The sequence below is a fragment of the Micromonospora sp. ATLC20 genome (assembly GCF_057196585.1).
Window position 1 is genome coordinate 15,142 of the sequence record NZ_JBXUOV010000037.1, and the last position, 26,610, is coordinate 41,751.

Annotated in this window: 18 protein-coding genes; 13 read left to right on the forward strand and 5 right to left on the reverse strand. The window is 70.3% G+C overall.

The features are described 5' to 3' along the window. Positions 1-347 precede the first annotated feature (347 nt). Positions 348-2,690: an EAL domain-containing protein gene (locus AC2CHG_RS11150; protein ID WP_484524678.1), complete on the forward strand. Its 2,343-nt coding sequence runs from the start codon at positions 348-350 to the stop codon at positions 2,688-2,690. Between the two features lie 11 nt (positions 2,691-2,701). On the opposite strand, the gene AC2CHG_RS11155 is transcribed toward AC2CHG_RS11150, so the two are convergent. After that, positions 2,702-3,727: a LacI family DNA-binding transcriptional regulator gene (locus AC2CHG_RS11155; RefSeq protein WP_484524679.1), complete on the reverse strand. Its 1,026-nt coding sequence runs from the start codon at positions 3,725-3,727 to the stop codon at positions 2,702-2,704. A gap of 339 nt (positions 3,728-4,066) precedes the next feature. Here AC2CHG_RS11155 and AC2CHG_RS11160 point away from each other — a divergent pair, with 339 nt between their 5' ends. The 6 genes from AC2CHG_RS11160 to AC2CHG_RS11185 all read left to right on the forward strand — a co-directional run bounded on the left by AC2CHG_RS11160 (position 4,067) and on the right by AC2CHG_RS11185 (position 11,860). Further along, on the forward strand, positions 4,067-5,350 hold the full coding sequence (locus tag AC2CHG_RS11160) for an ABC transporter substrate-binding protein (protein WP_262014717.1): 1,284 nt from the start codon (positions 4,067-4,069) through the stop codon (positions 5,348-5,350). 70 nt (positions 5,351-5,420) lie between these two features. Beyond that, positions 5,421-6,434: a carbohydrate ABC transporter permease gene (locus AC2CHG_RS11165; protein ID WP_484524680.1), complete on the forward strand. Its 1,014-nt coding sequence runs from the start codon at positions 5,421-5,423 to the stop codon at positions 6,432-6,434. Beyond that, the gene (locus tag AC2CHG_RS11170; RefSeq protein ID WP_262014719.1) at positions 6,431-7,291 is read left to right on the forward strand and encodes a carbohydrate ABC transporter permease; all 861 of its coding nucleotides are present in this window, start codon (positions 6,431-6,433) and stop codon (positions 7,289-7,291) included. The genes AC2CHG_RS11165 and AC2CHG_RS11170 overlap by 4 nt, the downstream gene beginning before the upstream one ends. Beyond that, entirely contained in the window at positions 7,288-9,735 is a 2,448-nt protein-coding gene (locus tag AC2CHG_RS11175) for a glycoside hydrolase family 2 protein (RefSeq protein ID WP_484524681.1), read from the forward strand. Before AC2CHG_RS11170 ends, AC2CHG_RS11175 begins: the two co-directional genes overlap by 4 nt. A 77-nt stretch (positions 9,736-9,812) precedes the next feature. After that, positions 9,813-10,151: an ArsR/SmtB family transcription factor gene (locus tag AC2CHG_RS11180; protein WP_013284484.1), complete on the forward strand. Its 339-nt coding sequence runs from the start codon at positions 9,813-9,815 to the stop codon at positions 10,149-10,151. Beyond that, complete coding sequence (locus tag AC2CHG_RS11185) at positions 10,148-11,860, forward strand: SulP family inorganic anion transporter (protein WP_484524682.1); 1,713 nt, start codon at positions 10,148-10,150, stop codon at positions 11,858-11,860. Before AC2CHG_RS11180 ends, AC2CHG_RS11185 begins: the two co-directional genes overlap by 4 nt. A gap of 39 nt (positions 11,861-11,899) precedes the next feature. Here the strand turns inward: AC2CHG_RS11185 and AC2CHG_RS11190 are convergent, their stop codons facing one another. Then, positions 11,900-12,490, reverse strand: coding sequence for an RloB family protein (locus AC2CHG_RS11190; protein ID WP_281600551.1), 591 nt, complete (start codon positions 12,488-12,490; stop codon positions 11,900-11,902). After that, on the reverse strand, positions 12,471-13,790 hold the full coding sequence (locus AC2CHG_RS11195; RefSeq protein WP_281600552.1) for an AAA family ATPase: 1,320 nt from the start codon (positions 13,788-13,790) through the stop codon (positions 12,471-12,473). The genes AC2CHG_RS11190 and AC2CHG_RS11195 overlap by 20 nt, the downstream gene beginning before the upstream one ends. Positions 13,791-14,118: 328 nt before the next feature. On the opposite strand from AC2CHG_RS11195, the gene AC2CHG_RS11200 reads away from it, so the two are divergent. The 5 genes from AC2CHG_RS11200 to AC2CHG_RS11220 are packed head-to-tail and all read left to right on the forward strand — an operon-like array spanning position 14,119 to position 21,620. Further along, a complete protein-coding gene (locus AC2CHG_RS11200) occupies positions 14,119-15,678 on the forward strand; it encodes a type I restriction-modification system subunit M (protein WP_281600553.1) in 1,560 nt (519 codons plus the stop codon). Beyond that, a complete protein-coding gene (locus AC2CHG_RS11205) occupies positions 15,675-17,171 on the forward strand; it encodes a type I restriction-modification system subunit M (protein WP_281600554.1) in 1,497 nt (498 codons plus the stop codon). Before AC2CHG_RS11200 ends, AC2CHG_RS11205 begins: the two co-directional genes overlap by 4 nt. Beyond that, a complete protein-coding gene (locus tag AC2CHG_RS11210) occupies positions 17,161-18,333 on the forward strand; it encodes a restriction endonuclease subunit S (protein ID WP_484524683.1) in 1,173 nt (390 codons plus the stop codon). The genes AC2CHG_RS11205 and AC2CHG_RS11210 overlap by 11 nt, the downstream gene beginning before the upstream one ends. Then, positions 18,330-21,260 (forward strand): type I restriction endonuclease subunit R, encoded by a 2,931-nt coding sequence (locus AC2CHG_RS11215; RefSeq protein WP_281600556.1) that lies wholly within the window; start codon positions 18,330-18,332, stop codon positions 21,258-21,260. The genes AC2CHG_RS11210 and AC2CHG_RS11215 overlap by 4 nt, the downstream gene beginning before the upstream one ends. 60 nt (positions 21,261-21,320) lie before the next feature. Beyond that, positions 21,321-21,620, forward strand: a complete 300-nt coding sequence (locus tag AC2CHG_RS11220; protein ID WP_484524684.1) for a hypothetical protein — start codon at positions 21,321-21,323, stop codon at positions 21,618-21,620. Here AC2CHG_RS11220 and AC2CHG_RS11225 read toward each other — a convergent pair. Together AC2CHG_RS11225 and ilvD are read right to left on the reverse strand one after the other, a co-directional pair. Continuing rightward, positions 21,617-22,339 (reverse strand): hypothetical protein, encoded by a 723-nt coding sequence (locus tag AC2CHG_RS11225; protein ID WP_281600558.1) that lies wholly within the window; start codon positions 22,337-22,339, stop codon positions 21,617-21,619. The two genes, AC2CHG_RS11220 and AC2CHG_RS11225, sit on opposite strands and share 4 nt — an antisense overlap. A gap of 61 nt (positions 22,340-22,400) precedes the next feature. Then, positions 22,401-24,248 carry a dihydroxy-acid dehydratase gene (ilvD, locus tag AC2CHG_RS11230; RefSeq protein WP_262014723.1) on the reverse strand — a complete coding sequence of 616 codons (1,848 nt, stop codon included), beginning with the start codon at positions 24,246-24,248 and terminating at the stop codon, positions 22,401-22,403. A gap of 128 nt (positions 24,249-24,376) precedes the next feature. Between ilvD and AC2CHG_RS11235 the strand changes: the two genes are divergently transcribed. Further along, positions 24,377-26,610: putative bifunctional diguanylate cyclase/phosphodiesterase (locus tag AC2CHG_RS11235; protein WP_484524685.1), on the forward strand; the 2,234-nt coding region annotated here is incomplete at its 3' end.

Here is a 26,610-nt window from a genome sequence, read left to right on the forward strand (position 1 = left end):
CCCTCTGGGGGCCTTTTCCTTCCAAGATCTCGTGTCGGGAGACGTGCGGACCTCAGCGGTGTTGATCTTGAACGGGGCCCGTCGCGGGCGACGTCCATTGATGTGACGGATGTCACTGGCTGGGTGACGTCACCGGGCGCTTCCGGGATCGTTTCTAGGCGTGGCCGCAGCGGTCCCCGCCGATGCGTTCCCGTACCGCCCCGACCCCGCACGTCGTACCGCGTACCGCAACCGCACCGCCCCCGTGCCCCCTCACGAAGGCGACCGCCGTGCCCGTCCCCCCTCCCGCCGTGCCCGTCCCCCCTCCCGCCGTTCCCCGTCGGCGATCGGTCCTGCCCGATGTCGCCGTGTCGCTCACCGGCACGGCCTTCCTCCTCGCCGGCGTCGCCGGTGCCCTGCCCGGCCCCGCTGCCGCCGCGCTCGCCGTCGCGGGAGGCTTCGCCCTCGCCTGCGTCCGGCTCGCCTGGCTGGCCGGAGCCGCCACACCGCCCGACCGTCCCGCACCGCCCGACCATCCGGCACCGACCGGCCATTCCGAATCGACCGACCGTCCCGCGCCGACCGGCCACCGCGCGCCGACAGGCCGGCCCGCGCCGGCAGACGAGGCTCGGGGCCTCGCTGTGCCGCACGGCGCGACGGCGCTCGGCCCGAGGACCGGGCGGCGGGCTCGCCGGGCGGCCCTGTCCCGCCGGGTCGCCGCCATCCTGGACGGTGCCGTCCTGGTCGCCGGGCTCACCGTCGCGGTGCTGCCGCTGAGCGACGCCGCGCACCGGCTGCCGATCGCGCTGGCCGGGCTGTGCCTCGCCGGGGCACTGCACGTGACGGCGCTGCTGCGCCTGCCCGGCCGATCCCGGCTGTCCGGCCCGGAGTTGGTGCGCCGTACCGTCGACGTGCTCGCGCTCGGCGTGAGCCTGGTCTTCGCGGGCTGGACGCTGCTGCCGGGCGGCCCGGTCCCGGCCGTCGCCGCAATGGTGGCGGCGGGCGGCGCGGTGGTGCTCGCCGTGCTCGCGGTGGCCGCCGTCGCCGAACGCCGGCGCCGGCCCGGTGCCGCGCGCTGCCACGCCGGTTCCGCGCTGACGCTCGGCGGGCTGACGCTACTGGTGGTGCTGCTGGCCTACGGTGCGCCGGACCGGGCGCTGCCGCTCGTCGCGGCGCCGCTGGTGGCGGGGGCGCTGCTCACCGCCGCCGGCGCCCGGCGTACCTCCGGGGGTGAACGACCGGGCCGGGACGTGGCGCCTGCCGCGTGGCCGCGCCTCACCGCGCCGGCCGGGATCGCCGCGCTGGCCGCCGGGATCCACCTGATGACGGCGGGGGAGTTCAGCACCGCCGCGATGGCCCTGGGTCTGGCCGTCGTTCCGCCGATCATGGCGGGTGAGCTGCTCGCCGCCGCCGACCAGCGGCGCCGCGTGCAACGGCTCGCGGCTCGCGAGGCGTGGTTGCGGCGCCGGCTCGGACCGGACGCCCGGGCGGCCGAGCCCGTGCCGCTGACGCGCGCCGAACTGGTCCGGGCGATGGCGGAACGCAGTGGCGGCGCGCTGCTCGTCGTCGACCTGCACGGTACGGGTGGCGCGGTGCCGGAGGGACCGATGCTGACCGAGGCCGCACGCCGGTTGCGAGCGGGCGCCGAGACGCAGGATCTGGTCGCCCGGCTCGGCGACACCGAGTACGCGGTGCTCACCGACCGCGGGCCGGTGCTCGCGTACGCGCTCGGTCTGCGGCTGCTCGCGGCGCTGGCCGAGCCGTACCCCCGGCCCGGAGGTCTCGCCCGGTTGAGGGTGAGCGTCGGGCTGGCCGAGACCAGCGGCGGCGATCCGGAGGACGTGCTGCGCCAGGCGGACCTGGCCCGCCGCCGGGCGGTGCAGCTCGGCCGGGACCGGGTCGAGTGGTACGACGCCTACCTGGAGGAGCAGCTGGTCCGCCGCCTGGATCTGGAGCGGGAGCTGCCCGGCGCGGTGGCGCGCGGTGAGCTGGACCTGGTCTACCAGCCGGTGGTGGCGCTCGCCGACCGGATGCCCGTGGGCACCGAGGCGTTGCTGCGCTGGCGCAGCCCGGCGCTGGGCACCGTGCTGCCGGCCGAGCTGCTGCCGGTGGCGGCCGACCTCGACCTGACCGGCGAGATCGGGCGGTGGGTGCTGGACCGGGCCTGCCGCCAGCTCGCCGCGTGGTCGGAGGGCGGCCGCGATCTGTGGATGGCGGTGAACGTGACGCCGCGCGAGCTGGCCGCACCGGACTTCGTGGCGCGTACCGCTACCGCGCTGGCCGCGTACGACGTGGTGCCGGAACGGCTGGTGGTGGAGGTGGCCGAGCCGGTGGTGGGCGCGGAGCCGTCCACAGTGGTGGCCCGGCTGGCCGGTCTGCGGTCGATCGGCGTGCGGATCGCGCTGGACGACTTCCGGGCCGAGCACGCCTCGCTCGCGCAGCTCCGCCGGCTGCCGATCGACCTGCTCAAGGTGGGCCCGCACCTGGTCGGCCCGGGCGGGGACGGGCAGCGTCCGCTGATCGACGTGGTGGCGAACCTGGCCGACCGGCTCGGCGTGGAGCTGGTGGTCGAGGAACTGGAGTCGGAGGTCCAGGTGGCGGGTGCGCGGCGGGCCGGCTGCCGGTACGGCCAGGGCTTCGCGCTGGCCCGGCCGGCGACCGCCGAACGGGTCGAGGCGTGGTTCGAGGAGTACCCGTCCACCGCGCGGTGAGCTGAACCGGTTCAGCGGTTCGTCGTACGCGGTGGGGCGGTGCTGCCGCGCGGCGTCAGATGCGCGGTCTCGTCCTGCACGACGGCGGCCGGCTCGCCCGCGATCACGGCCAGGAGCTGACGGGCGGCGTGCGCGCCGTACGCCGGGATGTCCCGGCCCAGCGCGGTGAGCGGCGGGTGCACCAGCCGGCAGAGCGGCGAGTCGTCCCAGGCCACGATGGACAGGTCGCCCGGCACGGTGAGGCCCATCTCCTGGGCCACCGAGAGCCCGGCGATCGCCATCACGTCGTTGTCGTAGATCACCGCGGTGGGGCGGCCGGCGGAGCTGAGCAGCCGCCGGGTGGCCCGCGCGCCCTCTTCGCCGGTGTAGTCGGACCAGACGGTGGTCGCCTCGTCCAGCCCGAGCCGCCGGCACACGCCGGTGAACGCCTCGGTGCGGATCTCGGTGTGCAGCAGCGACTGCAGCCCGCCGACCCGGGCGATGCGCCGGTGGCCGAGCGCGACCAGATACTCCACGGTTTCGACGAGGGCCGCCGCGTCGTCGGCCCAGACGCTCGCCAGGCCCCCGGTGTGCCCGGGCCCGCCGATCACCACCGCCGGCAGTTGCAGTTCCTCCAGCGCCGGCACGCGCCGGTCTTCGGTGCGCAGGTCGCAGACGAGCACGCCGTCCACCCGGCGTTCGGCCCACCACCGCCGGTAGACGGCGATCTCGGCCTCCTGGTCGCTGACGACCTGGAGCGTGAGCGCGTACGAGCGGGCCGACAGTTCGGCCTCGACGCCGCTGATCAGCTCCATGAAGAACGGCTCGATGCCGAGTATCCGGGCGGGGCGGCACAGCGCCAGCCCGACCGCCTTGGCGGTGGCGCCGGACAACGCGCGGGCGGCGCTGCTCGGGCGGAACCCGATCTCGGCGGCGATGGCGAGGATCCGCTGCCGGGTCGCCTCGGAGACACCGGGCTGGCCGTTCAGGGCGTACGACACCGCGCCCTTGGAGACCCCGGCGCGCCGGGCGACGTCGGCGATGGTCGGCCGCTTCACCGAAGCGTTCCTCCACTGTGTCCGGCCCTCGCGGGCGCTTCCGGTCGCCGGATCACCGGCGTCTGGTGACGCTACTGCACGCGGTGCCGGGCCCGGGTGCCGCCGGCGGCGCCGGTGGACCGCATCCGGTGGCAGTCGCTTGTGCGGTTCAGCTTAGAGCGCGAGCCCGCCGACGACCGCCCGGAGCGTGGTCGTGAGCGGCGGCGAGGTTACCGAACCGGCACCTCGGTAACCGACCGTTGACAGTCATGAATGAGGACCGTACGGTGGCGTCACTTATCCGGTTCAGTCAACGTCTCTCGATATTCGGGAGCGTTCCCATTCGGCGCGGAGGATGAGATGAGACGGTCCTGGACGCACCTGGCGCGGGTGGCCGCCGTCGGTGCCGTCAGCCTGGTCATGATCGCCGCCTGCAGCGGCAGGAGCACCACCGGCGGCTCGGACTCGGCCGGTGGTCAGGTCACGCTGAAAATCAACTTCTGGGGCGACTTCGGGCTCCAGGATCTGAAGGCCAAGTACGAGGCCGAGCACCCGAACGTCAAGATCCAGCTCAACTCGGGCGAGTACAACGCCCAGCACGAGGACCTGCAGAAGAAGCTCGTCGCCGGCAACGGCGCGCCCGACATCGCGGCGATCGACGAGGGCTTCATGGTCCAGTTCCGCAGCCAGTCCGACAAGTTCGTCAACCTGCTCGACAAGGGCGCCGGCTCGTACGAGAGCAAGTACCTGCCCTGGAAGTGGAAGCAGTCGCTGTCGGCGGACGGCAAGACGCAGATCGGCCTCGGCACCGACGTCGGCGGCCTGGCCATGTGCTACCGCACCGACCTGTTCAAGGCCGCCGGCCTGCCCACCGAACGCGACCAGGTGTCAGCGCTCTGGCCCACCTGGGACAGGTTCATCGAGGTCGGCCAGCAGTACACCGCCAAGACGAAGAAGAAGTTCATCGACGCCGGCACCAACCTGTTCAATCCGATCCTGGGCCAGCAGCCGGTCGGGTTCTACGACGAGCAGGACCAGCTCCGGATGGAGCAGGGCCCGAAGGTCGCGTTCGACTACACGGTCAAGGCGGTCGGCGCCGGGCTGTCGGCCAACCTGGTCAGCTTCCAGGCCGACTGGGACAAGGGCTTCACCAGCGGCGCGTTCGCGGTGCTCGCCTGCCCGGCGTGGATGCTCGGCCACATCAAGGACACCGCACCGGGCACCGAGGGCAAGTGGGACATCGCCGCGGTACCGGGTGGCGGCGGCAACTGGGGTGGCTCCTTCCTGACGCTGCCCAAGCAGGGCAAGAACGTCGACGAGGCGTACAAGCTGCTGACCTGGCTGGTCGCGCCGGAGCAGCAGATCGAGATCTTCAAGAAGGTCGGCAATCTGCCGTCGCAGCCGGCGCTCTACAGCGACCCGGCGATCGCCGACTTCAAGAACCCGTTCTTCAACGACGCCCCGGTCGGCCAGATCTTCCCGAAGATGGCGCAGGGCCTCACCCCGCAGTACCTGGGCCGCAAGAACGGCCCGACCCGGGTGGCGGTCGAGAACGTCATCCGGCGGGTGGAGAACAAGTCGCTCAAGTCCGACGCCGCCTGGAACGAGGCGGTCAAGGAGGCCGAGAAGGCCGCCAAGTCCTGACGCGTCACAGGTGACGGGGCGGCCCGGTCCGCCCCGTCACCGTCCGATCTCCCGGCCCTGGAGTGAACAGATGTCCAGCACCCGTGCCGCGCCCGCGCCACCAGGCCGTCCACCCGCGCGCAAGCCCGGCCGTACCGGCGCCGGCGACCGGCGGATGAGCTGGCGCGACCGGCTGTACCGCTTCGACATGCGCTACATGCCGTACCTGATGATCGCGCCGTTCTTCCTGCTCTTCCTCGTGTTCGGGCTGTTCCCGCTGCTGTTCAACGCGGTCGTGTCGCTGCGCAACTACCGCCTCGACGACCCGACGCTGCCGTACTGGGCGGGCACCGAGAACTTCAGCCGCCTGGTCGCCGACGACGACTTCTGGAACGCCCTGGCCAACACGTTCGGCATCTTCCTGCTCTCCACCGTGCCGCAACTGCTGCTCGCGCTGCTCGTCGCGTCGCTGCTCAACCGCAGGCTGCGGGCGCAGACGTGGTGGCGGGTGGGCGTGCTGCTGCCGTACGTGACACCGATCGTGGCCTCGACGATGGTGTTCAGCGTCTTCTTCTCCCGCGACTTCGGCATGGCGAACTGGGCGCTCGGCCTGCTCGGCATCGGCGGCCCGGAGGACCCGATCGACTGGCGGGCGGACAAGCTGCACGCCTGGATCGCCATCGCCACCATGGTCAACTGGAAGTGGATCGGCTACAACGCGCTGCTCTACCTGGCCGCCATGCAGTCCATTCCGCGCGACGTCTACGAGGCCGCGGCGATCGACGGCGCCGGCCCGTGGAAGCAGCTCTGGCGGATCACCGTGCCGATGATCCAGCCGGTGGTCCTGTTCACAGTCATCCTGTCCACCATCGGCGGGTTGCAGCTGTTCACCGAGCCGATGTTGTTCGACCCGAACGCGCAGGCGGCGACCGGCGGGCCGGACGGCGAGTGGCAGACCATCGCCCAGCTCATCTACAAGGTCGGCTGGAAGGACCTCAACCTCGGGTACGCGGCCGCGATGTCGTGGGCGCTGTTCCTGATCATCCTGATCGTGGCCGGCGTCAACTACCTGCTGACCAACCGACTCTCCGGAGGCCGCCGGTGACGACGCGACGTGTGGTGGCCCGGGCGCCGCAGGACACCCCGGCCGGGCTCTGGACCTACCTGCTGCTCGCGGTGAGCATGCTGTTCGCCGCGTTCCCGCTCTACTGGATGTTCGTCATCGCCACCAGCGACGACGAGGCGCTGGCGAAGCTGCCACCCGCTGTGGTCCCCGGCGACCGCTTCCTCACGAACGTCGACGAGGTCTTCTCCCTCCAGGACGTCTACTTCGCCGCGTCACTGGTCAACAGCGTCATCGTCTCCGCCGTCGTGACCGCCTCGGTGCTGTTCTTCTGCTCGCTGGCCGGCTTCGCGTTCGCCAAGCTGCGCTTCAAAGGCAGCCGCGCGCTGATGCTGTTCGTGGTGCTCACCCTGACCGTGCCCAACCAGCTCGGCATCGTCGCGCTCTACATCGTGATGGGCAAGCTCGGCTGGAACGGCACGCTGCTCGCCGTCATCGCGCCCGGCCTGGTCACCGCGTTCGGCGTGTTCTACATGCGGCAGTTCATCGTGAACACCGTCCCGGACGAGCTGATCGAGTCGGCCCGGGTCGACGGCGCCACGACCATGCGGGTGTACGCGACGATCGTGCTGCCCGCGATCCGCCCGGCCCTGGCGGTGCTCGGCCTGCTCACGTTCGTGGCGACCTGGAACGACTTCCAGTGGCCGCTGATCACGCTCAGCGGCACCGACTACCCGACGTCGATGGTGGCGGTCTCCGACCTCGCAAGCGGCAACTACGTGATCTACCGGCGGGTGCTCGCTGGTGCGTTCATCGCCACCGTCCCCCTGCTGGTCATGCTGTTCATCGGTGGGCGTCAGATCGTCCGCGGAATCATGGAAGGCGCGGTGAAGTCGTGAGCCGTCGAACGCTGCTGCACGAGGGATGGACGCTGCGGGCCGAGCCCGGTACGGCGGTGCCGCCGGAGATCGCCGGGACGGCCGTGCCGGCCACGGTCCCGGGTTGCGTGCACACCGACCTGCTGGCGGCGGGCCTCATCCCCGACCCGTACCTGGACGACAACGAGAACCGCCTCACCTGGATCGGCCGCACCGACTGGGTCTACGAGACCACGTTCACCGGGCGACCCGGTGACGGCGACCGGGTCGACCTGGTCTGCGCCGGGCTCGACACCGTCGCCACCGTGACGCTCAACGGCGTCGAGGTCGGCCGCACCGAGAACCAGCACCGCTCGTACCGCTTCGACGTCCGCGCGCTGCTGCGCCCGGACGGCAACACCCTGGCCGTACGCTTCGCCTCCCCGTACCGGTATGCCGAGGCGCACCGGGACCGGCTCGGTGACCGGCCCAACGCGTACCCGGAGCCGTTCCACTTCATCCGCAAGACCGCCTGCAACTTCGGCTGGGACTGGGGACCGACGCTCGTCACCGCCGGAATCTGGCGCGACATCGGCCTGCACGCCTGGTCCACCGCCCGGTTCGCGTCGGTCCGGCCGCTCGTGACGGTGGCCGACGGAGTCGGCCGGGTCGAGCTGCACGTGCAGGTCGAGCGGGCCGGCGACGAGCCGCTGACCGTCCGCGCCGCCGTCGCCGGCGTCAGCGGCGAGGTCGTCGTACCGGCGGGGGAGCGGACCGCCGTCGTGACGCTCACCGTCGCGGACCCCGCGCTGTGGTGGCCGATCGGGTACGGCGACCAGCCGCGCTACGACCTCGACGTCACCCTGCACGGCGCCGACGGCCGGGAGCTGGACGCCGCCGCCCGGCGGATCGGGTTCCGTTCGGTCCGGCTCGACACCACACCCGACGCGCACGGCACCCCGTTCACGCTGCACGTCAACGACGTGCCGGTGTTCGTCAAGGGCGTCAACTGGATCCCCGACGACGCGTTCGGAAACCGGGTCACCCGGGAGCGCCTCGCCGAGCGGTTCGGCCAGGCGGCCGGCGCGAACGTCAACCTGCTGCGCGTCTGGGGCGGCGGCCGGTACGAGTCGGACGACTTCTACGACCTTGCCGACGAGATCGGGTTGCTGGTGCAGCAGGACTTCCTGTTCGCCTGTGCGGCGTACCCGGAGGAGGAACCGTTCCGCACCGAGGTCGAGGCGGAGGCGCGCGAGCAGGTGACCCGCCTCGCCGGGCACCCGTCGCTGGTGCTCTGGACCGGCAACAACGAGAACATCTGGGGCTGGCACGACTGGGACTGGCAGGAGCCCCTGGCCGGGCGTACCTGGGGGCGCGGCTACTACCTGGACCTGCTGCCGGGGATCGTCGGGGAGCTGGACCCGACGGTCCCGTACTGGCCGGGGAGCCCCTGGTCCGGCAGCGAGGACGTGCATCCCAACGACCCGGCGCACGGCACCACGCACATCTGGGACGTGTGGAACACCGACGACTACACGCGCTACCGGGACTACGTGCCCCGGTTCGTGGCCGAGTTCGGCTACCAGGCGCCGCCCGCGTACGCGACGCTGCGCCGGGCCCTGTCCGACGACCCGCTCGCGCACGACTCGCCGGGCATGGCGCACCACCAGAAGGCCGCGGACGGGGACGGCAAGCTCCGGCGCGGGCTCGACGCCCACCTGCCGCCACCCGCCGACTTCGACGACTGGCACTACCTCACCCAGCTCAACCAGGCCCGCGCCATCCAGCTCGGCGTCGAGCACTTCCGCTCGCACCGGCCGGTCTGCACCGGCACCGTCGTGTGGCAGCTGAACGACTGCTGGCCGGTCACGTCGTGGTCGGCGATCGACGGCGACGGCCGCCGCAAACCCCTCTGGCACGCGCTGCGCCGCGCCTACGCCGACCGGCTGCTCACCGTGCAGCCGCGCGACGGCGGGCTGGCGCTGGTGGCGGTGAACGAGACCGCCCATGCGTGGAGCGGGCCGGCCACCGTCACCCGGCTGGCCCTCACCGGGGAGCCGAGGGCGAAGACCTCGGTCGACCTCGACGTCCCCGCGTACTCCTCGGTCGTGGTGGAACTCCCGGCGGAGCTGGCGCGGCCGGACGACGGCCGCGCGGAACTGCTCGTCGCGGACGCCGGGGACGCCGCGGAGCGCGCGCTGTGGTTCTTCGCCGAGGACCGCGACGTGCGGTGGCCGGCGGCGCAGTGGGACGCGACCGCCGAGCCGGTCGACGGCGGCCGGCGGGTCAGGGTGACCGCCCGGACCGTGCTGCGCGACCTGACGCTGTTCCCGGATCGCCTCGATCCGGCCGCGCAGGTGGACCGGGCCCTGGTGACGCTGCTGCCGGGGGAGAGCGCGACGTTCACCGTGCACGCGCCGGGCCCGCTCGACGCCGACGCGCTCACCCGCCGCCCGGTGCTGCGCTGCGTCAACGACCTCGTCTGAGGGGTCACACCCCATCTCCGTCGATTTGAAGATTTCTGCAAGTGCTAAAGTCTTCAGAGTCGTCGGAGGGGTGAGTCATGTCGGTGCCGCTGTACCAGGCCAAGGCGGAGCTGTTCCGCACCCTCGGGCACCCGGTGCGCATCCGGGTGCTCGAACTGCTCCAGGACGGGCCGAAGCCGGTACGCGACCTGCTGGCCGCCATCGACGTGGAGGCGTCGAACCTCTCCCAGCAGCTCGCCGTGCTGCGCCGCGCCGGCATGGTCACCTCGTACCGGGACGGTCCGCTGGTCATGTACGCCCTCAGCACCCCCGACGTGGCCGACCTGCTCGCCGCCGGACGACGCATCCTCGGTGCGGTCCTCACCGACCGGGACGCACTGCTGGACGAGCTGCGGGCCTCCGGGACGGACCGGTGAGCGCGGCGGCGTCCGGCCGCCTCCTGGCCGGTGACGTCGTCCGGCAGGCGGGCCGGCTGTTCCGCGGGCTGCTGCCCGGCCGGGCCGACTGGGCGGCAGCGCGCCGCTCACCCCGGCGCGATCTGCTCGCCGGGCTCACCGTCGCCGTGGTGGCGCTGCCCCTGGCGCTCGCCTTCGGCGTCACCTCCGGGCTCGGCGCGCAGGCCGGCCTGGTCACCGCCGTCGTCGCCGGAGCCGTCGCGGCGGTCTTCGGCGGCTCCAACCTCCAGGTCTCCGGTCCCACCGGGGCCATGACTGTGGTGCTGGTGCCGGTGGTGCAGCAGTTCGGCGCCGGTGGCGTGCTGATGGTCGGCGCGCTGGCCGGGCTGATCCTGATCGCGCTCGCAGTGGCCCGCCTCGGCCGGTACGTCCGCTACCTGCCGTCCCCGGTGATCGAGGGCTTCACCGCCGGCATCGCCGTGGTCATCGCGCTGCAACAGGTACCGGCCGCGCTCGGCGTCACCGGCGCGCACGGCGAGAAGGTGTGGGCGGTCGCAGCCGACGCGGTCGCCCGGTTCGCCGCGCAGCCCCGGCCCGCCGCGATCGCTGTGGCGCTCGGCGTGGCGGCGCTGATGCTGCTCGGCGGCCGGTGGCGGCCCGCCGTGCCGTTCTCCCTGGTCGGAGTGGCCGCTGCGACGCTGCTCGCCGAGCTGACCCCGATCGACCTGGCCCGGATCGGCGAGCTGCCGCAGGGGCTGCCCGCGCCGTCGCTGGACTTCGTGGACCTCGGCGCGCTGGGCGTACTGCTGCCGAGCGCCCTGGCCGTGGCCGCGCTCGCCGCCCTGGAGAGCCTGCTCTCCGCCACGGTGGCCGACGGCATGACAATAGGCGAGCGGCACGACCCGGACCGGGAACTGTTCGGCCAGGGCCTGGCCAACCTCGCCTCCCCGGTCTTCGGCGGCATCCCGGCGACCGCCGCCATCGCCCGTACCGCGGTGAATGTCCGCGCCGGGGCGTCCTCGAAGCTCGCCGCGCTCACCCACGCGGTGGCCCTCGCCGCGATCGTGCTCGCCGCGGCCCCGCTGGTCGGCCGCATCCCGCTGGCCGCCCTGGCCGGGGTGCTGCTCGCCACCACGGTACGGATGGTGGAGGCGGCCTCCCTGCTCGCGCTGATGCGGGCCACCCGCGCCGACGCGGTGGTGTTGGTGCTGACGTTCGCCGTCACTGTCATCTGGGACCTGGTGACGGCGGTGGTCGTCGGGCTCGCCGTCGCGGCGGTCCTGGCGCTGCGCGCGGTGGCCCGCAGCGCCAAGCTGGAACAGGTGCCGCTGGACACCGGCGAGCACAGCGCCGAGGAGCACGCGCTGCTCGCCGAGCACATCGTCGCGTACCGGCTGGACGGGCCGCTGTTCTTCGCCGCCGCGCACACCTTCCTGCTGGAACTGGCCGAGGTGGCCGACGTGCGGGTGGTGATCCTGCGGATGTCCCGCGTCTCCACCGTCGACGCGACGGGCGCGCAGGTGCTCGGCGACGCCATCGCCCGGTTGCGCGCCCGGGGGATCACGGTGCTGCTCTCCGGCATCACCCCGGGCCACGACCAGGTGCTCAGCACGCTCGGCGTCGCCGACGAGCTGCGCCGCGAGGGCCTGGTGTTCGCGGACACCCCGGCCGCCATCAGGTACGCCCGGGGCATCGCCCTCGCCGCAAGCCCCGCTCCTACTCGCCTGTGAGGGGCAAGCCCGCCAGCGGAGTCTTGTTCTCCCGCCAGGTCAGCGAAGCGCCAGCACCAACCGCCAGACCGCCGTGGAGGGGTTCGCGTCGGGGGGTTCACTCAGCGTTCGCGCCCGTTCGATGGCGGAGTCGAGCCCGTCGCGGAAGTCGTCGAAGTCGAGCCGGGTCTTGTCCCAGTTACGTACGTATCGGCGTAGCAGTTCCTTGGCCTTCTCCGCGTTATCCAGGTGCCGGGTGCACGCGTCGCGGTGCAGAATCAGCCAGACCTCGAAGCAGGGATTCGACCACAGCAGGGTGACCTCGTGCCGCCGGGCTTCCCGCTCCGACTCCGCCGGCGCGTAATGGTCGACGTCACAGACGACGTACGCCTCGTCGAAGTCGTTGTCGTCGCGGCGGCGAGCGGCGCCTCGCACCGCGTCGACCGGTGACCCCTTTTCCACGGCCACGACGAGACGGTGTGCAAGCCACCGCTCCCGCCGGAGCCCGTCGAGATATGCGCGCTCGGTCGACTCACCGTTGGTGACGACGAGGACGGTTCGTCGCTGCTCCCGGGTGGGGAGCCGACGGCGAAGGTCGGTTTCGCGGTTCGTGGCGCTCTTGCGCTGCTGGTCAGTCCGCCGCTTCGTCATCCACCGGTCCTCGTGCCGCCAGAGCCTGCTCGAACAGATATGCCGAAAGGTCCGGCACCGCGCCGTAGTTGCCGTTCAGGTAGCGGCGCTGCCGGTTCTCGCCTTCCTTGCGGGGCTTGAAGTCGGTCAGCGGATACAGCGTGGATGCGCCATCGGCGTCCTTCTCGGTGAACCAGATCTCGTCCCGATGGAGGATTTCCTCGGTGTCGATGGTGCCGAGGAGAGCCGCATCGTGACTGGTGAAGATGAGCTGGCTACCCCGAGGGTTCGAGGTGGTGGACCGGAAGAGAGCGATGAGCCGCGCCGTGAGCAGCGGATGCAGGCTGGCGTCGATCTCGTCGACGCACATGGTGCCGCCCTCGCCGAGGATCTCGGCTGCTTCGATCGCGAGGCCAAGTAGCTGTTGCGTACCGGTCGACTCCTCGGCCAGCTCGAACTGCACCTCGCCAGCCGGCCCCTGATGGGCGAACTTCAGCCGCTTCCGCTCCTGGCCCACCCGGTTACGGGCGTTTCTGCGCATCCCCCGTCCGATGCTCGGATCCTCGAGGCGGAACAGCAAGGGCTGCTCGTCGGTCACCGTGCTGGTCACCTCTACCACGTCGACGATTCCGACATCCGCTGCCCTCAGCAGCTCGACCAAGGCCCGCCTGCCGGCATCGCTGTCGGGCCACCCCGATCGGTACCCACCACTCAGTTGAGGCTGGCTCCGGTTCCTCATTCGCTGGAACCAGCGGTAGACATCGCGGAGCGGCTCGGGCTCGACCCTGTCCGGTGCGGCCTGCCGGTGGTCGAAGCGGGCGATGGTGCTGAGGAACAGAGCAGTGGGAGCGGTGACTTCGGCGATCCGTTCCAGCAGGGCGCGCTGGCCTGACTCATCGCCCCAGGCGAAGGAGTCGCCGTTGCGCTCGAAGACCCGCCGCTTCCGCCTGAGCGGATAGTGGTATAGCCACTCGTCCAGGACGCCGTCGTTGTCCACGGTGTAGCCGTAGGTGTGCCGAATGCCATTCAGTTCGAGGTCGACGACGTAGTGGGACGGTGCCTCAAGCGAGTCGGCCGTCATTCGATACGGCTCGCGGGCCACACCGAGGCCCGGCTCGACCTCCCGGTCGGAGAAGATCACGAAGCGGCGCATGAACCCCAGGGCATGCAGGCAGTTGGACTTGCCGGAGGCGTTCGCGCCGAAGATGCCGACCACCCGGACCGCCTGGTCGTGTTCGGCGCTGCGATAGGCCGGCGTCAGGTTGAGGTGCTGCTCGTCCCGAAACGATCGGTGGTTGGCGAAGCGGAAACTCAACAGCATTGCTGTGCCCTCTGATTTCCGGGCCTTGCGGCCGTTCCATGCGAGTAAACCACGCGGAACGGCCTGAAGCTGCCGCCCCGCCGGGAGTTGGCCGGACGGAGAGGTCCACGTCATCGGTTCGGGCCCTGCGGCGCTTCTGTCCGGTAGCTGACTGCGGGCCGATCTCTCGCACGATCGGGTGAGCAACGCGTCGGATGGCACGCCGGGAACATCCCGGTGCCGGGAATCCTTGCCAGTCGCACATGCGACTACGGTGGACCGGCACGGATTCGTGACCGCCCGCGCACGAGGAGACAGCACCAAGCATGACCCATGACCGGACCGCGACATGACCGAGCGTTATGCGCGGGCTTCCGCGACACCCCGTGACACGCTCGCCATCCCGCTCAGCCTCTCGGAGCTGGAGCAATATCTGGCCCGCGCCGCCGACCTGCTACGCGGCAGCATCGACCAGGCGGACTTCAAGGCGTACATCTTCCCGCTGATGTTCTTCAAGCGGATCAGCGACGTCTACACCGAGGAGTACGAGCGGGCGCTGGCGGAGTCGGACGGCGACCACGCGTATGCGTCGTTCCCGGAGAACCATCGCTTCGGCATTCCTGCCGGCAGCCTCTGGGAGGACGTGCGCGCCCGTACCGAGAACATCGGTCAGGCCCTGGTGACCGCGTTCCGGGCGATAGAGAAGGTCAACCCGGACGTGCTGTACGGCATCTTCGGCAGTGCGGCCTGGACCAACAAGGACAAGCTGCCCGACGCCAAGCTGCGCGATCTCATCGAGCACTTCTCCACCCGGACGCTGAGTAACGCCGTCGTTGCACCGGACGTGTTCGGGCAGGCGTACGAATATCTCATAAAGCGGTTCGCGGACCAGTCGAACAAGAAGGCCGGCGAGTACTACACCCCGCGTCCGGTGGTGCGGCTGCTCGTTGACATCCTCGACCCGCAGGAGGGCGAGACGGTCTACGACCCGGCCTGCGGCACGGGCGGCATGCTCATCGAGGTCATCGAGCACGTGAAGCGCCAGGGCGGCCGACCGCAGACCCTCCGGGGCAAGCTCTTCGGCCAGGAGAAGGTGCTCGCCACCTCCGGCCTCGCCAAGATGAACCTGCTTCTGCACGGCGTGCAGGACTTCAAGATCGAGCACGAGGACACGCTGCGCGCGCCGGCCTTCTTCGACGGCGGTCGCCTCACCCGGTTCGACTGCGTCATCGCCAACCCGCCGTTCTCGCTCAAGAACTGGGGTGACGTGGCGTGGGGCACCGACCCGTGGGGCCGCAACCGGCTCGGGGGCGTGCCACCCAAGGGGTACGCCGACTGGGCATGGGTCCAGCACATGATCGAATCCGCGGCGCCCGGCACCGGCCGGGTGGCCGTCGTCCTCCCGCAGGGTGCGCTGTTCCGCCAGGGCGCCGAGGGGCACATCCGCGAGTTCGTGCTGAAGGCCGACCTGGTCGAAGCCGTGATCGGCCTCGCGCCGAATCTCTTCTACGGCACCGGCCTGGCCGCGTCCGTGCTGATCCTGCGGCGGCGTAAGGCCGAGGAGCGCGCGGGCCGGGTGTTGTTCGTCAACGGCGAGACGCTGTTCCGGCGTGGCCGTAACCAGAACACGCTCGAACCCGAGCACGCCGACACGTTGCTGCGGACCGTCCAGGAATTCACCGACGCACCGGGCCTGGCGGCGGTCGCCACGCTCAACGACATCAAGGCCAACGGATTCAACCTCAACATCCCGCTGTACGTCGCGCCCGTCGACGACGGCGAACAACGCACGCTGGAGCAGGCCCTGGCCGACCTCGAAGCGGCCCACGCCGCCGCCCGCGAGACGCGCGCCGCGCTGGAGGCCGAACTGACCAAGTGGGGCCTCGGGCCGAAAGAGGTGACGGCATGAGCACCCGCATCACCCAGCGCGAGCTGGAGTCCTACCTGTGGGGCGCGGCAGTCGTGCTGCGCGGCCTCATCGACGCCGGGGACTACAAGCAGTACATCTTCCCGCTGGTCTTCCTCAAGCGGCTCTCCGACGTCTACGACGAGGAGCGTGCCGCCGCGTTGGCCACCTACGGCGAAGAGGAACTGGCCGACCTGCCGGAGAACCACCGGTTCGCCATCCCCGACGGCGCCCACTGGAAGGACATCCGCGCGGCCGGCACCGACGTCGGCGCGGCGGTCCTGGCCGCCATGCGGGCGATCGAGGCGGCCAACCCGGACACGCTGACCGGCGTGTTCGGCGACGGCGAGTGGGGCAACAAGAGCCTGCTGCCCGACCGGACCGTCAAGGAACTCATCGAGCACTTCTCCACCAAGACACTGTCGGTGGCGAACCTGCCGGAGGACGAACTAGGTCAGGGGTACGAATATCTGATCAAGAAGTTCGCCGACGACTCCGGCCACACCGCCCAGGAGTTCTACACCAACCGCACGCTCGTCCACCTGATGACGATGATGCTCAAGCCCGAGCCGGGGGAGTCGGTCTACGACCCGACCTGCGGCACCGGGGGGATGCTCATCTCCACCGCCGCCGAGCTGCGCCGGCAGGGCAAGGAGTGGCGCAACCTGCGGCTGTACGGGCAGGAACTGAACTACGGGACGTCGGCCATCGCCCGGATGAACCTGTTCCTGCACGGCATCGTCGACGGTGAGATCGCGTACGGCGACACGCTCACCAAGCCCGCCTTCCTCGACGGTAACCGGCTGCGTACGTTCGATGTGGTGCTCGCCAACCCGCCGTACTCCATCAAGGCATGGAACCGGACCGCCTTCACCAACGACCCGTACGGCCGCAACATGTGGGGGGTGCCGCCGCAGGGGCGCGCTGACTACGCGTTCTTCCAACACATCGCCGCCAGCCTCGATCCGCAGACCGGAAGGGCCGCGATTCTATTTCCTCACGGGGTCCTCTTCCGCCGCGAGGAGGCTGGTCTTCGCGAGAAGCTGATCAGATCCGATCTGCTTGAGGCTGTCATAGGGCTCGGAGCAGGTCTTTTTTACAATTCTCCGATGGAAGCCGTCGTAATAACACTCCGAAGCCAAAAGCCGGCCGAGCGGTGCGGTAAAGTTCTCTTTATTGACGCGCTCAACGAGGTTGCTCGCGAGCAGGCGCAATCGTTCTTGCGTGAGCAGCATCAGGGAAAAATTTGCCGTGCCTATGAAGCGTTCATCGGTATTGACGGATTCGCCGCCACTGCCAGCCATGATCAGATTGCTGAAAAGCAGTACAGTCTTGCGATTCCCCTATACGTTACCAGGGCCTCTGTGACTAGTCGCGCCCAAGGGATGAACGGGGCTGAAGCGATCGACGCGTGGAGAGTTGCGGCTGTCGGAGCCGATGCTGCGATTGAACATGTTCTTGAACTTCTGCGCCGGGAGGTGAGTCGTGATTCCTGACCTTGACCGAAGTGCATGGAAGCGTGTGGCGCTAGGTGACACTGCGGTGGCATCTAGAGAAAGAGTGGATCCTAATTCTGGCAAGATCGACCGCTACGTTGCCGGCGAACATATGGAATCGGACGATCTCAAGGTTCACCGCTGGGGTCAAGTGGGAGACGGCTACCTCGGTCCCGCCTTCCATCGCCGCTTCCGTCCTGGTCAAGTCCTCTATGGTTCTCGTAGGGCTTATCTGCGAAAGGTTGCGGTTGCAGAATTTGACGGTGTGACTGCTAACACCACGTACGTGCTCGAGACTAAAGACCGTGACCGAATGCTGCAAGAATTCTTGCCTTTCGTGATGACAACCGAGCTGTTTCATGCCTTCGCAATTCAAGAATCGAAAGGTTCGGTCAACCCGTATCTCAACTGGTCTGATGTTGCGCGATACGAGTTCGATTTGCCGCCTGTCGACGAACAACGGCGAATCGCTGACCTCTTCTGGGCCGTTGAGCGGGATCGGCAGGCAGCAAAGCGTGTGGTGGTGGCATTAGATGACGCGGTCAAGGATTTAACCGACACGTCGCTCGCTCGATCAGGCGCCTCCGAACGACCTCTAGCTGACGTCCTTGAGGTGTGCCAGTATGGCCTTTCGATACCTGCTGACGAAGAAGGTCCATATCCACTGCTTCGAATGACAAACTTGCTTGCGGGCGCTGTGGTTGGCCAGGACCTCAAATACTGCGAGATCTCCGCCGAAGACCTCGAGGCTTACCGATTGTTGCCAGGCGACGTGTTGTTCAATCGCACGAATAGCGTCGAGCATGTTGGTCGGTCGGGCTTGTTTGACCTTGAGGGGGATTTCGTCTTTGCCTCGTACTTGGTGAGACTTAGGCCTCGGTTCGGTATTCTAGATTCCGAGTATCTGAATTATTTCATTAACTCAAGGCTCGGGCAGAGGCGTATCCGTGTGCATCTCTCAAAGGGAGTGCAGCAAGCGAATATCAGTGCGACCAAGCTCAAGATGGTGCGGATTCCAATACCTGCAATCGAAATCCAGCGCGCCATCGTTAGCCGGATCGACGCCCTTCGTCAATCGCGGCGTGCGGCAGCTAGTCGGGTTTCAGCTATTAGCGAACTGAGCGCGACGCTTAGACGTGAGGTCTTCGGGGGACTTAGTTGAAATTTAATGAGGCGAATGCGGTTCGGGACTTCGTCCGTGACCTTGTTGCTTCGCGTGACACCCAGTTCATTGCCGGCAAGCAGTTGCCTCGACGGGAGGACGAGGTCCTGCTTGAGGGGCCGCTCAAAGAGGCCCTCATCCGGCTAAATCCTGCCATCGAAGCCGACCCCCGGCGCGCCGACGAGGTCATCTACCAGCTTCAGGCGGTCATCCTGGCTGCGCGGCGGACCCCAAACCCGGTCATCGCCAACGAGCAGTTCGCCGCCTGGCTGACCGGCCAGAAGTCGATGCCGTTCGGCCCCGTCGGTGAGCACGTCACCGTTCGTCTGATCGACTTCGACAACCCGGAGCCGAGCACCAACCAGTGGATCGTCTCGACGGAGGTGACCTACCAGGTCGGACGGGTCGAGCGCCGCTTCGACCTGGTGCTCTGGTGCAACGGCTTCCCGCTGGTGGTGGGTGAGGCGAAGTCGCCGGTCCGGCCGGCGTACTCCTGGATCGACGCGGCGGCGCAGATCAACGAGGACTACGAGGTCAACGTACCGGCGTTCTTCGTGCCGAACGTGTTCAGCTTCGCCACCGAGGGCAAGGATTTCCGGTACGGCTCGGTCGGCATGCCGGTCGGCCTGTGGGGGCCGTGGCGTGAGGAGTCGGACGACGACGCCCCGGCGCGGTCCGGTCTGGCGGTGGTGCACGAGGCGGCCGAGGGTGTGCTGTCACCGGCGGCGGTGCTGGACTTCCTGCGCTTCTTCACGGTGTTCGCCACCGACAAGAAGCACCGCAAGATAAAGATCATCGCGCGATTCCAACAGTTCCAGGCGACGAACCTGATCGTCGAGCGGGTGCTGCACGGGCGGATCAAGCAGGGCCTGATCTGGCACTTCCAGGGTTCGGGCAAGTCACTGCTCATGGTGTTCACCGCGCAGAAGCTGCGCGCCTCGGCGGGCCTGACCAACCCCACCGTGATCATCGTGGTGGACCGGATCGACCTGGACACCCAGATCACCGGCACGTTCAACGCCTCGGACGTGCCGAACCTCGTCTCGACCAACAGCCGCCGGGAGCTTCAGGATCTGCTCAGCACCGGTGCGCGGAAGGTCATCATCACCACGGTTCACAAGTTCGGTGAGGCGCCGGGCGTGCTGGACGCCCGCGACAACATCATCGTCATGGTCGACGAGGCCCACCGTTCCCAGGAGGGCGACTACGGTCGCAAGATGCGCGAGGCCCTGCCGAACGCGTTTCTTTTCGGCCTGACGGGCACACCGATCAACCGCCGCGACCGCAACACGTTCATGTGGTTCGGGTCCACAAAGGATGAAGGCGGCTACCTGTCACGGTATTCGTTCCAGGATTCGATCCGGGACGGGGCGACGCTGCCGTTGCACTTCGAGCCGCGCCTGTCGGAGATCCACCTCGACGAGGCCGCGATCGACGCCGCCTTCGCGGAGCTGGCCGAGCAGCACCGGCTCACCGAGGCCGACAAGTCCACGCTGTCCAGGCGGGCCGCCTCGCTGGAGTCGCTGATCAAGTCTCCCGGGCGGGTCCGCAGGATCGCCGAGGACATCGCCGAACACTTCCGGGCCAAGGTCGAGCCGCAGGGGTTCAAGGCGCAGGTGGTCGTCTATGACAAGGAAACCTGCGTCGCCTACAAGGCGGAACTCGACGACATCCTCGGCCCTGACGCCTCCACGGTCGTCATGAGCCGCACCGCTCGCGACCCCGAGGACTGGAAGGAATACACGCCTGACCGGGACGAGTTGGAGCGCATCACCGCCCGGTTCAACGACCCGGCCGATCCCCTGAAAATCATCATTGTGACGGCGAAGCTGCTCGTCGGCTTCGACGCGCCCATCCTCTACGCGCAGTACGTCGACAAGCCGCTCAAGGAACACAACCTGCTCCAGGCGATCACCCGCACCAACCGCGTCTATCCGCCGAGCAAGACGCACGGCCTGATCGTCGACTACCTGGGCATCTTCGACAACGTCGCCAAGGCGTTCGCCTTCGACGAGAAGAGCGTCCAGCAGGTGATCAGCAACATCGCCGTGCTGAAGAATCAGCTCCGCCCGGCCATCGAGGCGGCGTTGGCCTTCTTCCCCGGCGTCGACCGGACCGTGGGCGGCTACGAGGGGCTCATCGCCGCGCAGACCGCGATCAGCAGCGACGAGGCCCGCGACGCCTTCGGCGCGGCCTACAGCCTCGTCGCCCAGCTCTGGGAAACCCTCAGCCCGGACCCGATCGTCTCGCCCTACGCGGCCGACTACCGGTGGCTCACCGACGTGTACGAGTCGGTGCGGCCCTCGGACATCGCCGGCCGGCTGGTCTGGCACACCCTCGGCGCCAAGACGTTGGAACTCATCAACGAACACGTCACCGTCGAGGTGCCCCGCACCGACCTCGACACAATCGTGCTCGACGCCCAGGTGATCGAGGACCTCATGTCCGGCCGGCGGCCGGACATCGACCCGGTCGAGGTCGAGAAGTGGATCACCGCCCGCATCGCCAAGCATAAGGGCAACCCGGCCTTCGTCGAACTCGGCAAGCGGCTCGCGGCGCTGCGGGAGAAGTACGCCCACGCCCAGCAGGCCAGCCTGGAGTTCCTCAAGGAACTATTCGCCCTCGCCCGGGACACCGTTGCCGCGGAGAAAGCCGCCGCGCAGATCCCCCGTGAGGACCAGGGCAAGGCGGCGCTCACCGAACTGTTCCAGTCGCTCAAGGGCAACGGAACGCCGATCATCGTGGAGAAGGTCGTCGAGGAGGTGGACGAGGTCGTGCGGGCGGTGCGCTTCGCCGGCTGGCAGGACACCCGCGACGGCGACCGCGAGGTCCAGCAGTCCCTGCGCAAGACGCTCTACATCAAGTTCAAAATCCGTGACAACGACGTGTACGAGCGCGCGCTCGGCTACATCCGCGAGTACTACTGAACGACCGCCGCCGGGTGCGGCGGTCATCCGTTTTGGCCGGACGGTCGGTGGTGGTCGGTGGTGCTCCGGCTGCGCGACGCCCCGGTGCACCCGGACGAGCTGCCCGACCGGCCAAGCCTCGCGGCGGCGCTCGACGACTGCCTCACCCACCTGGCCGACGACCTGAGCGAGCTGGTCCCGACCGACGCGCACGAGCCGCTGCCGGTGCCCGCCTCGGCGGCCCGCGAGCCGCTCACCGACCCGGTGCCCGCGCTGGTCCGGCTGGCTGCCGCGCACGCCGGCCGGGCGGTGACGCTGCGCGTAACCCGCGCCGGCCACACCGTGGACCGCCACGACGACGTACGCCCGGTGGACGCCTAGTTGGGCAGGGCGGCGAGGCCGGCCAGCAGTTCCCACCGCTCGGCCTCGGTGAGGACCGCGTACGCCGGCTCGTCGCGGCGGTCGGTGTCCGCCTCGATCGCCGCGCGCTCCGGCCCGTCCGGCAGCGTCCGGATCTCGTCGGCGGTCAGCCCGGCGGCCCGCCACGCGGCCCGGTGCGCGTCGGCGCGGTGGTGGCGCAGCGAGCCCAGCCGGGTGACGAGCAGCAGCGCCGGGGAGGCGCCCTCCGGCTCGTACGGCGGGGACATCGCCCGGAACACCGGCCCGCCGGTGGCATGCGCGTGCGTCAGCACCCGGCCGACCAGGTCGGCGAGGCGGGGCACGATGCTCAGGCCGGGCAGCACGCCGGGCAGCGTCGACCACAGTTCCTCGGCTGCCTCACCGCTGGCCCGCTGGGCGAACAGCGTCAGCTCGCGGCCCAGGTCGGTGAGGTGCCAGGCGCCGTCGGCGTCCCGGACGACGATGCCCTGCTCCAGTTCCTCGTCCATGCTGCCGGACGTGTAGATCAGGCCGTCGGCCAGCGCCTCGGCGGGCATCGGCCGGGCCAGCACACCGGAGAAGAAGCTGTTCTCCGCGCCGAGTGTGCAGCCCCGCTCGGCGTAGAAGGCCTCCATCCGGGCGCGGGCTCCCCAGCGGGCGCCCACGTACACCCGGTCGATCGCGGGCCGGACCAGTCGCGCGTAGCTCACCGTCGTCTCCACGCCGCCGGACCCTACCGGCGGCGGGCGTCGCGCGGGGCCCTGCCGCAGAGCCCCGCGTTGCTCACTCCGGGACGCGGCGGTAGGCGCCGTCGCTGGCCGAGGTCGCCATCGACGCGTACGCGCGCAGCGCCGCCGACACCGGGCGCTGCCGGTCGACCGGCGTGTACGGGCGGTCCCGCTTCTCCTCGGCCACCCGGCGTGCCTCCAGCTCGTCGGCGGGCACGTTCAGCTCGATCGACCGGCCCGGGATGTCGATGACGATCTCGTCGCCGTCGCGGACCAGCGCGATCAGGCCGCCGGACGCCGCCTCCGGGGAGACGTGCCCGATGGACAGGCCGGAGGTGCCGCCGGAGAACCGGCCGTCGGTCAGCAGCGCGCAGGAACGGCCCAGCCCACGGCCCTTGAGGAACGAGGTGGGGTAGAGCATCTCCTGCATGCCGGGGCCGCCCTTCGGGCCCTCGTACCGGATCACCACCACGTCCCCGGCGACGATCTCCTTGGCGAGGATCGCGGTCACCGCGTCGTCCTGCGACTCGTAGACCTTGGCCGGGCCGCGGAACGTCAGGCACTCCTCGGGCACACCGGCGGTCTTCACCACGCAGCCGGCCGGCGCGAGGTTGCCGTGCAGGATGGCCAGGCCGCCGTCCGCGCTGTACGCGTGCTCCCGGTCCCTGATGCAGCCGCCGGCCGCGTCGGTGTCCAGCGACGACCAGCGGTTGGTGGTGGAGAACGGCTCGGTGGTGCGCACGCCGCCCGGGGCGGCGTGGAACAGCTCGATCGCCTCCGGCCGGGCCGCGCCGCCGCGCACGTCCCAGTCGGCCAGCCACTTGTCGAGGCTGGGGGAGTGCACCGACCGCACGTCGCGGTGCAGCAGCCCGGCGCGGTCCAGCTCACCGAGGATGGCCGGGATGCCGCCGGCCCGGTGCACGTCCTCCATGTGGTAGTTCGGGGAGTTCGGCGCGACCTTGGCCAGGCACGGCACGCGGCGGGAGATCGCGTCGATGTCGGCGACGCCGAAGTCCAGTTCCGCCTCGCGGGCGGCGGCGAGCAGGTGCAGCACGGTGTTCGTGGAGCCGCCCATCGCCACGTCGAGGGCGATCGCGTTCTCGAACGCCTCCCGGCCGGCGATCGAGCGCGGCAGCACCGAGGCGTCGTCGTTCTCGTACCACTGCTTGGCGATCTCGACGACGGTGCGCCCGGCCTCGACGAACAGCGACCGCCGCGCGGCGTGGGTGGCGAGCGTGGATCCGTTGCCGGGCAGCGCCAGGCCGATGGCCTCGGTGAGGCAGTTCATCGAGTTGGCGGTGAACATGCCGGAGCAGGAGCCGCAGGTCGGGCACGCGGAGCGCTCGATCTCGCCGAGCTGGTCGTCGGTGACCGCCTCGTTCGAGGAGGCGATCATCGCGTCGATCAGGTCGATCTTGGAGTGCACCACGCCCTCGATCGCCACCGTCTTGCCGGCCTCCATCGGGCCGCCGGAGACGAAGACGGTGGGGATGTTGAGCCGCAGCGCGGCGAGCAGCATCCCCGGCGTGATCTTGTCGCAGTTGGAGATGCAGACCAGGGCGTCCGCGCAGTGCGCGTTGACCATGTACTCCACCGCGTCGGCGATCAGCTCCCGGCTGGGCAGCGAGTAGAGCATGCCGCCGTGGCCCATGGCGATGCCGTCGTCCACGGCGATCGTGTTGAACTCCCGGCCGACGCCGCCGGCCTCGGCCACCGCGTCGGCGACCAGGCCGCCGAGGTCCTTGAGGTGGACGTGACCGGGTACGAACTGGGTGAAACTGTTCGCGATGGCGACGATCGGCTTGCCGAAGTCGTCGTCGGTCATCCCGGTGGCCCGCCAGAGGGCCCGGGCGCCGGCCATCGTCCGACCGTGGGTGGAGGTCCTCGACCGCAGCTCAGGCATGACAACCAGTCTGACACCATCCGCGCGGCGACCCCGCCGCGCGCACCCTGTGTCCCAACAGTTGCACACCCGGTGCCCCACGGGAGGCGCTCATCCGGCAGAGTTGACGCGTGCAGTCGTCCCCGGGGATGGTCACCGTCGCGGTGTTGAGCGGGATCGCCGCGGCCGGCGCCGCCGTGCTGCTCGCCGCCTCGGTGCGGCGCCGCACCGGCCCCCGCCGACCGGCTCACCTGCTGCTCGCGGTCGCCGCCGGGGCCGCCCTGTTCAGCCTCCTGGTCGGCCTCGGCGGTCTGCTGGCCGCCGGTGACCACTGGGCGCACCGGCAGGGCCAGCGGACCGGATGGGCGATCCTGGTCGCCGTCGGCACGACGCTCGCCGCGCTCGGTCTCGGTGCCGCCGTACTGCGGCTGCCCGGCGCCGCCGCGTCCCGGGCGGCCACCGCCCGGCTGCTGCTCGACGGCCTGATCATGGGCAGCGCGCTCTGGTTCGTCGGCTGGGTGGCGATCAGCGAGCCGACCCGGCTGCTCGGCGACGCCACCCCGGTCGCCTGCCTGCCGATCGTGCTGGCCACCGTCAGCGCGGCGCTCACCACCGGGCTCACCGTGATCGTCGTGCTGCGGGTCGCGCCGCCGCGCGGGTGGCTCACGCTGCTCGCGGCCGGCGCGACAGCGGTGACGGCCGGCGGGCTGGCCGTGTCCGCCGGGCTCTGCCAGGCCGGCCCGGGCATGGTGCTCACCGGCGCGGTGCTGACCGCCGCCGGGCTGATGGCCACGGCCGTGGCCGGGCGCCGCGCCGACCTGACGCAGCTCGACGTCGACTTCATCCGCCGCGACGGCGAGTACGCCTTCGTGCCGATGTTCGCCATGGCGGCCTCCGCGATGTACCACCTGGTGCAGGGCGGCGGGTTCGACGGGTACGCGATCGTGGCCGGCACGGTCGAGGGGTTCGCGCTGGTGACCCGGCAATATCTGGCCCTGAACGACGTCCGCGGCTACGCGATCCGGCTCGCCGAGCGCGAGGCGCACTTCCGCGAGCTGGCGCACACCGACCCGCTGACCGGGCTGGCGAACCGGCGCGGACTGCTGCGTGCCCTGCACCGCAGCGCCGAGGCGGGCGTGCCGTGCGTGCTGCTCGGGCTCGACCTCGACGGCTTCAAGAACGTCAACGACATGCGCGGGCACGACGTCGGCGACGCGGTGCTGGTCGAGGTGGGGCGGCGGCTGCGGGGCAACCTGCGCCCGGGCGACCTGGCCGCCCGGCTCGGCGGTGACGAGTTCGCGGTGCTGATGCACGGTGCGGCCGACCCCGGCCCGGTCGCCGACCGCCTGCTCGGGGTGCTCGGCCGCCCGTACGAGCAGGGGGACGGGCCGGTCTTCCTGTCGGTGAGCATCGGGGTGGCCGCCGGGCAGCGGGAGCAGGACGTCGAGTTGCTGCTGCGCAACGCCGACCTGGCGCTGCGCTACGCCAAGCAGCGGGGCAAGAACCGGATCGAGCGCTACGACGCCACGTACGACCAGTTGCTGAGCCGGCGCACCCGGATGGAGCACGAGCTGCGCGGCGCGATCGAGCGCGACGAGCTGCGGCTGGTCTTCCAGCCGGTGGCCTCGCTGCCGTCGGTGCGGCCGGTCGGCGCGGAGGCGCTGCTGCGCTGGCGGCACCCGGAGCTGGGCAACGTCCGGCCGGACGAGTTCATCCCGCTCGCCGAGGAGTGCGGGATGATCGCCAAGCTCGGCGCGTGGGTGCTGCACCAGGCCTGCTTCCAGCTCTCCCGCTGGCTGGCCGACGGGCACGACGTCTGGGTGTCGGTGAACGTGTCGCCGCGCGAGCTGCACGCCCCGGAGTACGTGGTCCAGGTCGCCGACGCGCTGCGCGCGCACCACGTGCCGCCGCAGCGGCTGGTGCTGGAGGTGACCGAGCACGCGGTCGCCACCGACCTGGACGAGCTGATCCGGCGGCTCACCGCGCTGCGGCTGACCGGGGTGCGGATCGCGCTGGACGACTTCGGCGCCGGCTACTCGTCGCTCGGCCAGCTGCGGCGGCTGCCGATCGACATCCTGAAGATCGACCACAGTCTGGTCGCCGAGCACGAGCCGGTCCGGCCGGTCGGGCGGGACGGCCCGGCGTTCGCCCCGATGGTCGACATCGTCATGCGCCTGGGTCACCAGCTCGGGCTGGAGGTGATCGCCGAGGGCGTCACCAACCCGACCGAGCTGGCCGCGGTGGTGGCCGCCGGGTGCCGGTTCGGCCAGGGCGCGCTGTTCGGCTGGGGCGTACCGGCCGAGCACCTGGAGGCGATGCTGGAGGCGGCCACCGCGCCGGGCAACCGGTATACCGCGATGCCGCCGGCGCCGCCGCCCGCGCC